We start from the raw sequence: 13350 nt of genomic DNA, 5'->3' as shown, positions 1-13350 counted from the left end.
AAGAACATGGTCACCAAAAAACCCAAAGGCCTGGGCATGGGTCTCGAAGCCCTGCTGGGCCCCAAAGTCGTAGATGTGCCCGCTGCCACCCCGGACACGGCTGCGAGCAGTGCAGGCAACCCCAGCACTTTGTTGCTGACCGACATGGTGGCGGGTGTTTACCAGCCGCGCACCCACATGGACGAGGGTGCCTTGTACGAGCTGGCCGAGAGCATCAAGGCCCAGGGCATCATGCAGCCGATTCTGGTGCGCAAGCTCGATGAGGCCGACGCCGCTCAGCATCTGGGCGACGGCCGCAAGCGCGCCATTTATGAAATCATCGCCGGTGAACGCCGCTTCCGCGCCGCCAAGCTGGCCGGCTTGAGCGAGGTGCCGGTGCTGGTGCGCGACGTACCCAACGAGGCCGCCGCCGCCATGGCGCTGATTGAAAACATCCAGCGCGAAGACTTGAACCCGCTGGAAGAAGCGCAGGGCTTGCAGCGCCTGATCAAGGAGTTCGGCCTCACGCACGAAACCGCCGCCCAAGCGGTGGGCCGCTCCCGCAGCGCGGCGAGCAACCTGCTGCGCCTTTTGAATCTGGCCGACCCGGTGCAAACCATGCTCATGGCGGGCGATATCGACATGGGCCACGCCCGTGCCTTGCTGGCGCTGGACCGGGCCACCCAGATCACGGCCGCCAACCAGATTGCCACCAAAAAAATGTCGGTGCGCGAGGCGGAGAGCCTGGTCAAGAAGCTGGGGGCCGAGTTTTCGCTCACCCCGCAAAAGCCCACCAAAGAGAAGTCACGCGACATCAAGCGGGTGGAAGAAGAACTCTCCGACCTGCTCATGGCACAGGTCGATGTGCATATCAAAAAGCGCGTCAAGCGCCACGGCCGCATGGAAGAGATGGGCGAAGTCGTGATCCAGTTCGGCTCCCTCGAAGAGCTCAATGGCTTGATCGACCGTCTGGCACCCGGCGGTAACCGGTAATTGCAACACGCTATGAAAATGAGAGCATTCTGCGCATATTCCACAGGGGCTAGAGGCTTATTGGTCCATTAAACATGATGCGCCGCCTCAATCCCGCCCATTGGCAATGGCCGCTGCCTGCGGTGTTGGCCTGGGCTGCTTGCTGGGCTTTGTTTCGCGCCTTGCTGGGGGAGGGCGTCGCACTGGACTGGGCTTTGGGCCTGAGCAGTGCGCTGGGGGTGGCGCTGAGCCTGTGGGGCGCCACCTGGTGGCGGCGCTTGCTGATAGCGGGGGGCTTCCCCTTGTCCCTGGCGGTGACCTTGTCCACTCTCGGTACCGACGCCATGCCCGCCTGGGCCTGGTTGCTCCCTTTGGGGCTGCTGCTGCTGGTGTACCCGGTGAATGCCTGGCGCGATGCGCCACTGTTTCCTACGCCACGCGATGCGTTCACCGACTTGCCAGCGCATGCGCCCCTGCCGGCGGGTGCCCAGGTGCTGGATGCCGGTTGCGGCCTGGGCCATGGCCTGCAGGCGCTGCGCCTGGCCTACCCGCAGGCCGCGCTGCACGGTATGGAGTGGAGCTGGCCGCTGCGCCTGCTGTGCGGGCTGCGCTGCCCTTGGGCCCGTGTCACGCGTGGCGACATCTGGAAGGCGGACTGGTCCGCCTTCCAGATGGTCTACCTGTTCCAGCGCCCCGAGAGCATGGCGCGTGCGGTCGCCAAAGCCCGTGCCGAGCTGCGGCCCGGCGCGTGGCTGGTGAGTTTGGACTTTGAAGCAACAACTTCCACACCACACGCCAGCTGGCGCGCACCCGGTGGCAAAATGGTGTGGCTGTACCAGGCGCCTCTGCCGGTGCCCTCAGGAGAAACTGCATGACCCATCCGAGCCCAGCCTCTGTTGTTGAAGCCGACGAAGCCCTGCACGCCGCGCAGGTCGTGGTGTTTGCTTTGGCCACGTTGGCCGAATTGCGCGACTCCGACACCGAAAGCCATCTGGTGCGGGTGCAGCAGTATGTGCGGGCCTTGTGCGGCGAATTGCAAAAGAATCCTCTCTACACCGACGCGCTGTCTCCCGCCTACGTCGAGCTGCTGGTGGGCAGCGTGCCGATGTATGACATGGGCACGGTGGGTATTCCGGACCGCATTCTGCTCAAGCCCGGCCGCCTGACGCCGGATGAGGTCGCCATCATGCGCACCCACACCACCCTGGGCCACGACGCGCTGGTGCGCGCCGAAAAAACACTGGGCCGCGTGTCCCCTTTGCTCACGGTAGCCAAAGAGCTCACGCTCTGCCACCAGGAAAAATGGGACGGCACCGGCTACCCCAAGGGCCTGTGGGGGGAGCAAATTCCCTTGTCCGCCCGCATCGTGGCGCTGGCCGATGTGTTTGACGCACTCATCAGCAACAAGGTCTACAAAGACGGCGTGCCGGTCGACCGCGCGGTGGCCATCATCACCGAGAGCCGGGGCGCTCACTTTGATCCGGCGGTGGTCGATGCGTTCCTGGCGGTGCAAGACACCTTCCGCGGCATTGCGGTGCGCCATGCCGACACCGATGCCGATATGCAGCAAAAAATCGAGTACCTAGCCAACGCGATTGCCGAAGTCGCGGTCCTCTGAGCCACCGGCAACCAGCGCCTAAGTGGCGCTTGTGAAGGCTTTACCCCGGGGCAGGTAAGGGTTTGTAAGCCGTGTTGCGGGCTGTCAGCCTGACGGTCGGGGGCGCCGGATCGCCCGGAGAATCCCCCCGACCCTGCGCAATGGAGACGCGGGGCGGAGACCCGTTGTGAACCCCGTGAGCCCTATCAGCCCCCTTAGCCAGGCTGTCCCTGAGCGCAGCCCCGCCCTTATTTCAGCGCGGGCTGCCGCCACCGCCTGTCTTACCGCCTTTCTGGTTGCCTGCGGCGGCGGTGGCGATGGCGGAGGAGGCTCCGGCTCCACGCCGGCGGGCGTGTCGGCCCCCGTACCGGCCCCCGCTGCCAACACCGCAGTGACCCAGGCACTGGCCAGTGGCGATGCCTCGGCACTCACCGATGCCAAGGTCGTGGCGCAACACGCCCAATACGCCCAGCAGCAAATCACCCAGGCGCAAGCTGCCCGCACCAGCAGCCTCTACCAAGGGGTGAGTACCGAATACGACCCCAGCCAGTGGAGCTACTGGGTGCAGCCCCGCAACACCGCCACAGCGCAACCCCTGATCGTGGGCGACCAGGGCAACGCCTTGGCTAGCATCAGCGTGGCCGGTGGTGGCCGCAGTGCAGGTTTTGGCGTGCAGGTCCTAGCCAAGTTCAATAACAACGAGTTGGTGGCCTACCGCCCGGCCTTTCAGCGCCTGCTGGCCTGGCTGGTGTCGGCGGATGCGGCGGCCGCCTTGCCCGCGAGTCTGAAGGTCGCGTTTGCGGGCATCCCTGCGACCCAAGCTGCTGCAGGTTTTGTGAAAGCCGGTGTGCCGGTCACCACCATCGCCTGTGACTTCATCACCACCCCGGCGTGTGCCGCCACTGCGCATCTGTTGGTGGTGGGCGGCGACCTGAGCGCCAATGCCGGGCTGGAGGCCTCCGTGCGAGCCTTGGTGGCCGCGGGCCGGCCGGTGCTCTATGTGCACACCAAGTCCAACTGGACCAGTGACTCGGCCATCCAGGTGCTGGCCGGCATGGGCCTGCAGTTCGGCCCCTATGGCGGCAACTACTGGGCGAGTGACAAAGTGGCCCCGGGCCGGAGCGCGGCCACCAACGCAACCGCGAGTGACCAGTTCGCCAAGACCCGCGTGATGCTGAGTCTGCTGGCGTCTGACAGTTTCAGCATGTCGTATGACTGGGGCCCTTGCACGGTGAATGCGGGCAAAACAGATTGCTCCGGTGTCGCGGGCCTGCAGTCCGGCCTGTTGACGCCGGTGGATGCCTTGCGCAGCCAGATTGACACCTTCAACCGCGCCGGACAGAACCTGTTTGCCACTGTCGACACTGAGGTGCTGCGCTATCTGGTGCTCTGGGGTGATGTGGTGCGCCGCCAGATGCGCTACCCCCTGGACAAAACCAGCCAGCCGGCCGCTTTTCAGAAAGCCCTGATTGCCGATGCCCTGGTGGCCTATGTGCGCCCGACCGCCACGGCACAGGCCGACCTTGGCAGCTTTGCGAGTGCACTCACTACCGGCATGGCCGTGAGCGGCACCGACGAAACAGTGGACGTCACCCTACCGTCCGCCAGCGGTTTCACCGCCATCGGCCGCCTGGCGGCTCCGGGCAAGCCGGTGACGGTGGAGCTGCTCAGCGCGGGTAGCGCCACCGTGGCCTTGCGCTTGAATACGCAGCGGTCAGGCTCCACACGCTTGTGGGACCCGAACCGCTACAACCGCCCCCGCTTTCTGGCGAGCCCGGATATGGCCCTGACCTCCGGGCAGCCGGTGCAGATCAACAGCCCCTACGGCGGCACACTGCAGCTCGTGTTCAGCGCGGCGACACCGGCCCAGACCGTGCGCCTGCGGCTGCGTGGGGTGGCCCGCCATCCGTTCCTGGACCAATCGGCCGGTGCCGGCGACCAGCCGGCCTTTGTCGCGGCGCTCAATACGGCCCAGCACGAGTGGGCGGAGATCAAACTGGCGGGCATCGAAATCCATTCCCGTGCGGACAAAATGCGCGCCGTGATCAACACGGACTTTGGCGGCGATATTGACCGCTTCTTGTCCGAGGTGAAAACCCTCTTTTTTGAAGACCTGTACCAACTGGCCGGCTTTGCGGTGCCGGGCAAAACCCTCACAGCCCATGTGCAAGCCATGTGTACCCAACTCGGCTGGAACTGCACCGATGCCGCTATGCATCGCATGCCGGGCACCCAGCACATCAACGTGGACAACTACGCCGCCTGTGGCAGCGGCTGCTCCGGCAACCCCTACGACCAGGACTGGGGCCTGAACCCCCGTGGCTGGGGCGAAAGCCACGAAGTCGGGCACAACCTGCAAAAGGGCATGCACAAGGTCTACGACGACCGCAGTACCGAGGTGTCTAACAACCTGTTCCCCCTGCGCAAGGGCTGGCGCATGTTGCGGGAGTTGGGCGACAACCGCTCGAACAACCGGGTGGCCTACTTGAGCGCCTTCAACATGATCAAGGCCGCCAAAGCGGAGGCCGACCCGGTCGAGGGGGCCTACCAGCGCATCTGGGGCGATGCCGCCTATGCGGTGCAAAACGGCGAGCGCATGGCTTTCTACATGCAATGGGTGCACTACTGGGCCCAGCGCCAGGCCGATATTGCAACGGGCTGGGACATCGTGACCTTGCTCTACTTGCATCAGCGCCAGTTTGACGCGGTAGCCGCCGCAGACTGGGCCGCCAACCGCGCCAAGCTAGGCTACAGCACCTATGCCACCAAGCCCAGCCCGAGCGGCAACGACAACCTGCTGATCACCCTGTCGTGGATCACCGGGCGGGACCACCGTGCGACGTTTGATGTGTGGGGCGTGCGCTACTCCGCAGCGGCTGCGGCTCAGGTGGCAGCTTTCGGGTTTGCCGCTGAACCCGCCCTGCTGTACGCGAACACCTCCACCAACGACCACAGCACGGTGCGCAAGGTCGACATGTCGGTGGCCAACCCGGTGTGGCCTTATTGAGCATATTGAGGGCAAAACAAGGGCTTAGCCCTCGCAGATATTGCGCTTTTAGCTATTCAATTAGGAGCACTTTCATCGCCATGAAGGCCCCGCCAAGGCACACACCCAGGTGCAGGGCGCTCCACCACAGGTAGCGCCTGCGCAGGGCTTGGGGTGAAAGGGGGGAGAGCAAAAACAAGCGCCCATCTTGGGGCGCCCGCAGCATATGCACGCCGGCTTGCGCGCGGATGTTGCGGTGCTCTTTCTCTACCGTGCGGGTGGCCAAGCGGCGGGCCAGCTCCCACTCCTGGAGGTCGATCTCGCCGTCGCGGTTCAGGTCGAAGCGGCGTTGCAAGTCCACCGGGTTTTGTTTCCAGCTGGCGAGCAGGGCGTTCACGTCTTCGCGCAGGCTCAGCGCGGAGTTGGCGCCGCCGATCGTGATGAACTCGCCCAGCGCGTAGAGGGTGCGGCCGCCGTGCAAGAGTTCTTCAACGTGCTTGTGCTCGTCGGCGTAGCGGGTCGTCACCTCGGCCCCTATGACTTCGGCGTGGTCGGGGTCAATGGTGCAACTCCCGCTCCCGTCGAGCAGGTCAAAGGTGGCACTGCTGATGCCGCTGTCTATCTCCCGCCATTCTTTCTCGCGGTTGTCGCGCGCGTAGGTCCGGTAGCGGTACCAGATGCAGGGCGTCCGGGACAGCGGGCTGTAGATCAGGTCGGTGGTCGTGGTGCGGCCTTGCAGCTCCACATAGCCCTGCGCGGCCGAGGCAATGCGCGAGGTGGCGATGTTGGCAATCGCCCGGGCACGGCGCAGGGCCGCGCCCCACGCCAGCAGTCCGATGGCGCTGGTCGCGGCCAGGCACCAGCGTTGCGCGGGCCCCGGCCCCACCTGCATGGCCGCGCCCGCAGCACCGAAATAGGCCGCCGCCAGCAGGCCGTTCAGGCTCTGGCTGCGCAGCCAGCGCAGGCCTGTGAGTCCCAAGTCCACGCCGCCCCCGCTCAGGCTTTGAAGCGGGCGCCGATGTCCACGTCGGTCAGCTCCTCGGCGCTGAACTTGAGCAAGTCAAAGGCCTTGAAGTTGAAGAAGCGCGCCACCAGCACGCCGGGAAACTGCTCGATGCGCACGTTGTTGATGTTGACCGACTCGTTGTAAAACTCGCGCCGGTCGGCAATGCTGTTTTCCAGGCTGCTGATGCGGGCCTGCAGCTGCACAAACTGCTCGTTGGCCTTGAGGTCGGGGTAGCTCTCGGCCAAAGCGAACAGCTGGCCCAGGCCGCTGCGCAAGCCGGTTTCTGCCCGGCCGACCGCCGCCACATTCTGCGATTCGCGGGCGCTGGACACTTGGGCCCGCGCGGCAATCACCTTCTCCAGGGTGGCCTGCTCGTGCTGCATGTACTGCTTGCAGGTGTCAATAAGCTTGGGCAGCTCGTCGTGGCGCTGTTTGAGCAGTACGTCGATGTTGGACCAGGCCTTGGACACCGCATTCTTGACTTCGACCAGCCCGTTGTAGAGGCTGATCAGGTAAAACACCGCGACCGCCAGAACGATCCAGAACATGATTCCCATGGCTAACTCCTTGCCTGCATTAAGTGTCAAAACGGCTGCTAGCCCTCGTGGAATATGCGCCAGCAGCTACAAAATTTATAGCGAAAAGATCTTGCCGGGGTTCAGGATGTTGTGCGGGTCCAGCGCGCGCTTGATGGTGCGCATCATGTCCACCGCGCCCACGCCGGTCTCGTCCACCAGAAAGCCCTGCTTGTGCAGGCCCACACCGTGTTCGCCGGTGCAGGTGCCACCCAGCTTCAGCGCGCGCTCCACCAGCTGGTGGTTCAGCTTCTCGGCCAGTTCGCGCTCTTCGGGTTTCGCGGGGTCAATCAGGTAGCCCATGTGGAAGTTGCCGTCGCCCACATGGCCCACCATGAAGTAGGGCAGGCCGGCCTCTTGCGCCTCGGTGACCGAGTCCAGCAGCGCGTCGGCCAGGCTGGAGATGGGCACGCAGGTGTCGGTGGTAATCGCCTTGCAACCCGGGCGCGACTGCACGCCGGCAAAGTAGGCGTTGTGCCGCGCCGTCCACAGGCGGGTGCGCTCCTCGGGCGTCTCGGCCCAGGCGAAAGCAGCAGCGCCATGCTCGCCCGCAATCTCCTGCACCACGGCCACTTGCTCTTTCACGCCATCGGGTGAGCCGTGGAACTCCAGCAGCAGCATCGAGCTCTCCGGCAGGCTCAGTTTGGAATGCACGTTGACCATGCGGATGGTGTTCTCGTCCAGCAGCTCGCAGCGTGCAATCGGCACGCCCATCTGGATGATCTGGATGGTGGTGTTCACCGCATCGGCCAGACTGGCGAATGAGCAGGTGGCTGCCATCACCGCCTCGGGCAGCGGGTAGAGCTTGACGGTGACCTCGGTAATCACGCCCAGCGTGCCTTCGCTGCCCACCATCAGGCGGGTCAGGTCGTAGCCGGCGCTGCTTTTCTTGGCGCGGGTGCCGGTGCGGATGACTTCTCCGCTGGCGGTTACCACTTCGAGCGCCAGCACGTTTTCGCGCATGGTGCCGTAGCGCACGGCGTTGGTGCCGCTGGCGCGCGTGGCGCTCATGCCGCCAATGGTCGCGTCCGCGCCGGGGTCGATGGGGAAGAAGAGGCCAGTGGACTTGACCTCGTCATTGAGCTGCTTGCGCGTCACGCCGGGCTGCACGGTCACGGTCAGGTCTTCGGCGTTGATGGACAACACCTTGTTCATGCGGCTCACATCCAGGCTGATGCCGCCTTGTACCGCTAGCAAGTGCCCTTCGAGCGAGGAGCCCACGCCGAAAGGAATCACCGGAACGCGGTACTGCGCAGCCAAGGCCACCGCATCGCTCACATCTTGTGTGCTCTGGGCAAACACCACGGCCGACGGCGGCGGCACATCAAACGCCGATTCGTCCCGCCCGTGCTGCTCGCGCACCACCAGCGCGGTGGAAAGCTGGTCGCCAAAGCGGGCTTTGAGCGCGTCTAGCAAAGCAGTGGGCACCTCGCGCAAGTTCACCTGGGGCAAGAGGTGGTTCAGGGTGGTGGGGGCGTTCATGGCGTGTCTCCTAGTTTTCGCCATTGTAGGAATCTGTGCAGCGCGCAGGGCTGTCACTTTGATGGCGGGCACGCAGCCTAGGTGCCTGCCACAATGGGCCCATGGCAAACCGACTCACACAAATCGCCACCCGCACCGGGGACAACGGCACCACGGGGCTGGGCGACAACACCCGTGTTTCTAAAAACAGCTTGCGCGTGCACGCCATGGGCGATGTGGACGAGCTCAACAGTCACCTCGGTGTGCTGCTGTGCGAAGACATGCCGCCTGCGGTGCGCGACCTGCTGGTTGAAATCCAGCATCAGCTTTTTAATCTGGGGGGCGAACTGTCGATCCCCGGGTTTGAATTGCTCAAGCACGAAGCGGTGCTGGCCCTGGACGAGGCTTTGGCAGAACACAACGCCGCGCTACCGCGCCTGGAGGAGTTCATTTTGCCCGCAGGCACCCGCGCAGCATCGCTGGCGCATGTGTGCCGCACCGTGGCCCGCCGCGCCGAGCGCGCGGTGGTGGCACTGGGTAACGAAGAGGCCCTCAAAGACACCCCCCGCCAGTACCTCAACCGCCTCAGCGACCTGATGTTTGTGTTCTCCCGTGTGCTCAACCGCTACCGGACCGATGGCACGGTGGGCGACGATGTGTACTGGAAAAGCGAGCGCATGGCCCGCAGCAGCGGCGAGTCCGCCTGAGGGCGGGCTACTCGGCAGAGAGCGTGAAGTTGCGTATGCCGGTGCTGTGCGTGCCGGCAGGCCGGCTGGCGCTGGCGGGCACGAGGTAGTCCATCAAAACCGCCATCGGGAAAATGTCGGGCAGCGGTCTGGCGCCAATCACCTCGGTGCGGCTCAGCTCCCAGTGAAACGCTTGCGGCCCGGGCAGGGCTAGGTTTTCCTGGCGCAAGACCGTGCCATCACGCACCTTGATGAGTTGCAGCTGATAGTTGCCCGCACGCTGGCCCTCGGTTTGCACCTCTACGCGCCAGCCTCCTCCCGGCAGTGGCTGCACCTGCAGCCCGGTGGGCTTAAAGGCCCCCTCTACCGATGCCTTGAAGGCCGCCAGACTTTGTGCGCTTTGTGTCTCGCGTGCCTGGTAAGCCGCCGCCACCTCAGCGCAGGCTTTCGGTGAGTGGGCGGAGCCATCACCCAGCAGGGAGCGGCGCTCTATGACCTTGGGGCAAAGTTCGGCCCGGCCGGTGCGCCGCACCAGCTCCAGGTAGCAGGCCGAGCGGTAAAAATAGGATCTCCCACCGATGCCCAGCGAGCCCCAGCCGCCGTCGGTTAAGCCACTGATGTAACGGCTCGGGGACATGGCGTCGCACACCGCCTCCAGCTGGGCGTTGGTGTAGCGGTAGTAGTGGTTGGCGGGGTCTTCGTTGTCCGGCTGTGCCAGCGCTGCAGGCGCCCAAACCAGCAGCGCACAAACCAGTAGCGAATATGCCAGCCCGCCCCGGGCATACGGCGAGTGGCAAGGGGGCAGGGTCCGTTGCCTCACGACACGCTTAGGCGTTGAGCACCGGCCACTTGGCGGTGCGCTGGTGGATAAAGCCGCATTCCTGGTACGCGCGCTGGAGTTGGCCTTTGCCGGCCATTGCGGCCAAGGCCGGGAACACCTTAGCTGCAATGGCTTGTCCTTCGGGCGTGTTTGCTGCGGCCATGTGCCGTGAGCCCTGCAGGGCCAGCGCCACGTTGTTGATCGGGTGCAGGCTCACACCTTCCGCCTCCAGCAACAGGTCCTCACGGTTGGGGAAGGGGGCCAGCAGGACGTCGGCCCGGCCCCGGGCGACGGAGAGCACCATTTGGCGCCAGGTCTTGACGTCGTTGACTACCCGAAAGCCCAAGCCCTGCAGCGTTTGCCAGTCCACGCTCCAGTCGCTATTTGAAACAGCGGTCAGTGTTCGCAGCTCTGCCAGACTGCGCGCCCGCTTGGCCCGGGTATTGAGCGGGCCGGTAAACAGCCCCACAACAAATTCGCCCTTCTGCAATAGCGCGGGCGAGGGAATAACGTCTTGACCCAGTGCCTCCAGGTCCGACCGCCAGACGGTGGTGCCCAGTGCGCTGATGCGTCCGGCGCGCAGTTCCAGCAAGGCCCGTTGGTAGCTGTCGATGGGCACAAACTCGGTCGCCATGCCGGGCAATTGCCGGCGTATTTCGCGGACCAGCACTGCCAGTTCCATGACATCGCGCCGGGCGTAGGGGCCGTCAAAGCTCCGGATATCTGCAATATCGCGCCCCGCCAGAAAAAGTCCGTAGTCCAGAAAAACATCCGCAGGCGCTGTGATTCTGAGAGCGGTGCCTTTTGCCCCGCTTTCACCGGCACAAGCCAGTGCGCCGGCTGCCATCAGCGCGGTTCTGCGGGTCATGCTTGGGCTGGTGATCACGGTCAGGGGGGGAGCTTGTCAGTGCAGTATGGCGTGGCTTGTCTTCTTGTACAAGGCCATGCGCCGGGCAGCGCGTATGCAATCTTCAGCGGGGTGCCAAGATGGCCATGGTCAGGCGTGACACGCAGGTCATTTCGCCCGCCTCGTTGCGCATGTCGATCTGCCACACATGGGTCGTCCGCCCGATGTGCACCGGACGGGCGATGCCGGTGACCCAGCCTGTCTTCACCCCCTTGAGGTGGTTGGCATTGATGTCCAGTCCTACCGCGTTGTAGCCTTCCGCAATCGCAAAGCCCGCGCCGCACGAGCCCAGTGTTTCTGCGAGCACCACAGACACGCCGCCGTGCAGCAGGCCGAAGGGTTGGTGCGTGCGGTGGTCCACCGGAATGCGGCCCACCAGATAGTCGTCGCCGACCTCTGTGAATTCGAGCCCGAGGTGCTCGACGGCAGTGTTTTTGCTGATGCGGGTGAGGATCTCTACAGAGACCGGTTTTTGCCAGATGCGCATGAGATAGAACCCCGTTAGAAAGAGACGAGTCTCAATATACCGGTTGTCTTCGCCGGTCCCTGTCGCACCGGTCAGGCACCTGGCCGGCGCTCCACCCCAAGCAACAAAAAAAGGCCATCCGGAGATGGCCTTTCGCTGCGGCGCAGATCGCCACGGGGCGCTTTATTTGGCGGCAGGTACCGCTGGTGCTGCAGGCACTGCAGGAGTTGCCGGCATGGTGCCCTTGGCTTCCAGATGCTTGGCTTTCTTGGCTGCACGTTCAGCTTTGCGGGCTTCGTGCTTGGCCTTCATCGCATCGTGTTTTTCCTTGTGTTCGGCGTGCTTCTCTTTCGCGGCTTCAGGTGCCTTTGCGGGAGCGGGTGCTGTCGCGGCGGCAGGTGCTGCGGGCGTCGCAGCAGGTGCTTGGGCAAAAGCGCCAAACGTGGAGATAACCAAAGCAGTAGCGATCAGAGATTGTTTCAACATATTCAGTTTCAGTGCATGGCGAACTTGCCATGTGTACTTAACCCCTTAGAGCAATTGGCCGTTTACCGCCCTCGCGTAAAACTTTGTAAAGCAACTGTTGAGCGTTTTGCTAGCGAGTGCTCAGCGACGGAATTTGCCCGATGCGGTAATGATGGAGAGGTCTGCAAAATCCAGGCCGGTGTGGTCGGTGGTGCTGAAGCTCAGGCTCAGCCCCCCAAGATCGAAGCGGCTGATGCCCTCCAGGGCGGTTTGCAGTTTCTCCCGTGTCGCTTTCGGCCCGGCGCGGCGCAAGGCTTCGACCAGCACCTTGGCCGATACAAAGCCTTCCAGCATGGCGGGGCTGACGTCGAGAATGTCTCTCGCCTTGGCCAGGCCGGCGGCCTCTTGCACGATGGCGTAGTTCTGGGATTGCGGCAGCACCTGGCTCACGATGACTCCTCGCGCGTCGTCGCCCAGCAGCTTGATGAAGCCGCCCGATGCGTTGTTGGACAGGGTCACAAACTGTGCCCCGCTGCCCGCCGCTTTGAGGCCGCGTATCGCCTCGACCACTGCAGTACCCGATCCGATCACCATCACGGCCTGCGGGCTGAGTTTGGCCATGGCTGGCACTATCTGTGAAAAGTCCGGCTTGCTACGGTCGAATTTGGAAACGGCAATCGCGTTGAGCTTGGCAGCAGTCAGCCCTTTCTGGGTGCCTTCCAGTCCGTCCGCACCGAAGCTGTCATCAACGTGAATCACTCCGATGCGTGTCACACCGGTAGCGGCCAAATGGGTGATGGCCCGCTCGGCCTCCCGTTGGTAGGTGGCGCGCACGTTGAACACATGTTTCTTCAGCGGCTGGTGCAGCACCATGGCGCCGGTGGAGGGTGCAATGAGTGCCACGCCATGCTGATCGAGCAAGGGGAGAATGGCTTCGGTGTGAGGGGTGCCGCGCGTCATGAAAAGCGCCAACACACCGCGTTGCTCTATCAGCTCGCGGGCATTGGTGGCCGCCAGCTGGGTGTCGAACTTATCGTCCAGGGTGATGAGTTCGATTTTTTCGCCATTCACGCCACCTTTGGCATTGGTGGCGTCCAGGTAGAGCTGAGCCCCGAGACTGCTTTCCTTGACGGTGGCGGCCACCGCACCGGTGACCCCCGTGGTCTGGCCAATTTTGATTTGGGCCGACGCCGTCATTCCGGTGGTGGCTAAACACAATCCAATCAGTATCCAACGTAGTGCAGTCATCGGGGTCTCCTTTATTTTTGATGCGAAATTACATCATGTCTGCCCGGGCTAGCCCAACATCAATCCTCCACAAACGCCTCCTCCCGCTTAGCCTTGATAGACGGCAGCATCACCACCACCAGCAAAGCAAGAGCTGCTACCAACAGAGAAGCAGACAGCGGCCGTGTCACAAACACACTCCA

The 13350-nt window shown here is 63.8% G+C and carries 13 protein-coding genes; 5 read left to right on the top strand and 8 right to left on the bottom strand.

Going from position 1 to position 13350, the window contains the following annotated elements; translation table 11 throughout:
* Window positions 1-6 precede the first annotated feature (6 nt).
* The 4 genes from QZW03_RS15220 to QZW03_RS15205 all read left to right on the top strand — a co-directional run bounded on the left by QZW03_RS15220 (window position 7) and on the right by QZW03_RS15205 (window position 5555).
* Window positions 7-972, top strand: a complete 966-nt coding sequence (locus QZW03_RS15220; RefSeq protein ID WP_296510860.1) for a ParB/RepB/Spo0J family partition protein — start codon at window positions 7-9, stop codon at window positions 970-972.
* A gap of 74 nt (window positions 973-1046) precedes the next feature.
* Window positions 1047-1826: a class I SAM-dependent methyltransferase gene (locus QZW03_RS15215; protein WP_296510859.1), complete on the top strand. Its 780-nt coding sequence runs from the start codon at window positions 1047-1049 to the stop codon at window positions 1824-1826.
* Complete coding sequence (locus tag QZW03_RS15210) at window positions 1823-2569, top strand: HD domain-containing phosphohydrolase (RefSeq protein ID WP_296510858.1); 747 nt, start codon at window positions 1823-1825, stop codon at window positions 2567-2569. Before QZW03_RS15215 ends, QZW03_RS15210 begins: the two co-directional genes overlap by 4 nt.
* 166 nt (window positions 2570-2735) lie before the next feature.
* Window positions 2736-5555: an ImpA family metalloprotease gene (locus QZW03_RS15205; RefSeq protein WP_296510857.1), complete on the top strand. Its 2820-nt coding sequence runs from the start codon at window positions 2736-2738 to the stop codon at window positions 5553-5555.
* A gap of 52 nt (window positions 5556-5607) precedes the next feature.
* Here the strand turns inward: QZW03_RS15205 and QZW03_RS15200 are convergent, their stop codons facing one another.
* The 3 genes from QZW03_RS15200 to QZW03_RS15190 all read right to left on the bottom strand — a co-directional run bounded on the left by QZW03_RS15200 (window position 5608) and on the right by QZW03_RS15190 (window position 8597).
* A complete protein-coding gene (locus QZW03_RS15200; protein WP_296510856.1) occupies window positions 5608-6519 on the bottom strand; it encodes a hypothetical protein in 912 nt (303 codons plus the stop codon).
* Between the two features lie 11 nt (window positions 6520-6530).
* Window positions 6531-7097 (bottom strand): LemA family protein, encoded by a 567-nt coding sequence (locus QZW03_RS15195; RefSeq protein ID WP_296510855.1) that lies wholly within the window; start codon window positions 7095-7097, stop codon window positions 6531-6533.
* Between the two features lie 75 nt (window positions 7098-7172).
* Window positions 7173-8597, bottom strand: coding sequence for an FAD-linked oxidase C-terminal domain-containing protein (locus tag QZW03_RS15190; protein WP_296510854.1), 1425 nt, complete (start codon window positions 8595-8597; stop codon window positions 7173-7175).
* A gap of 101 nt (window positions 8598-8698) precedes the next feature.
* Here QZW03_RS15190 and QZW03_RS15185 point away from each other — a divergent pair, with 101 nt between their 5' ends.
* Entirely contained in the window at window positions 8699-9283 is a 585-nt protein-coding gene (locus tag QZW03_RS15185; RefSeq protein ID WP_296510853.1) for a cob(I)yrinic acid a,c-diamide adenosyltransferase, read from the top strand.
* A 7-nt stretch (window positions 9284-9290) separates the two neighbouring features.
* Here QZW03_RS15185 and QZW03_RS15180 read toward each other — a convergent pair whose 3' ends face one another.
* The 5 genes from QZW03_RS15180 to QZW03_RS15160 all read right to left on the bottom strand — a co-directional run bounded on the left by QZW03_RS15180 (window position 9291) and on the right by QZW03_RS15160 (window position 13117).
* Window positions 9291-10082, bottom strand: a complete 792-nt coding sequence (locus QZW03_RS15180; RefSeq protein ID WP_296510852.1) for a hypothetical protein — start codon at window positions 10080-10082, stop codon at window positions 9291-9293.
* 7 nt (window positions 10083-10089) lie between these two features.
* Complete coding sequence (locus QZW03_RS15175; RefSeq protein ID WP_296510851.1) at window positions 10090-10950, bottom strand: hypothetical protein; 861 nt, start codon at window positions 10948-10950, stop codon at window positions 10090-10092.
* Between the two features lie 103 nt (window positions 10951-11053).
* Window positions 11054-11476: a hotdog fold thioesterase gene (locus tag QZW03_RS15170; RefSeq protein ID WP_296510850.1), complete on the bottom strand. Its 423-nt coding sequence runs from the start codon at window positions 11474-11476 to the stop codon at window positions 11054-11056.
* 162 nt (window positions 11477-11638) lie between these two features.
* Window positions 11639-11941, bottom strand: coding sequence for a hypothetical protein (locus tag QZW03_RS15165; RefSeq protein WP_296510849.1), 303 nt, complete (start codon window positions 11939-11941; stop codon window positions 11639-11641).
* Window positions 11942-12061: 120 nt separating this feature from the next.
* A complete protein-coding gene (locus QZW03_RS15160; RefSeq protein WP_296510914.1) occupies window positions 12062-13117 on the bottom strand; it encodes an ABC transporter substrate-binding protein in 1056 nt (351 codons plus the stop codon).
* Window positions 13118-13350: the final 233 nt, after the last annotated feature.

This window comes from Rhodoferax sp. (assembly GCF_013297935.1).
Classification (GTDB): Bacteria; Pseudomonadota; Gammaproteobacteria; order Burkholderiales; family Burkholderiaceae_C; genus Allorhodoferax.
Note: the sequence above shows the minus strand (reverse complement) of the source record. Positions and strands in the feature narration are given on the sequence as shown.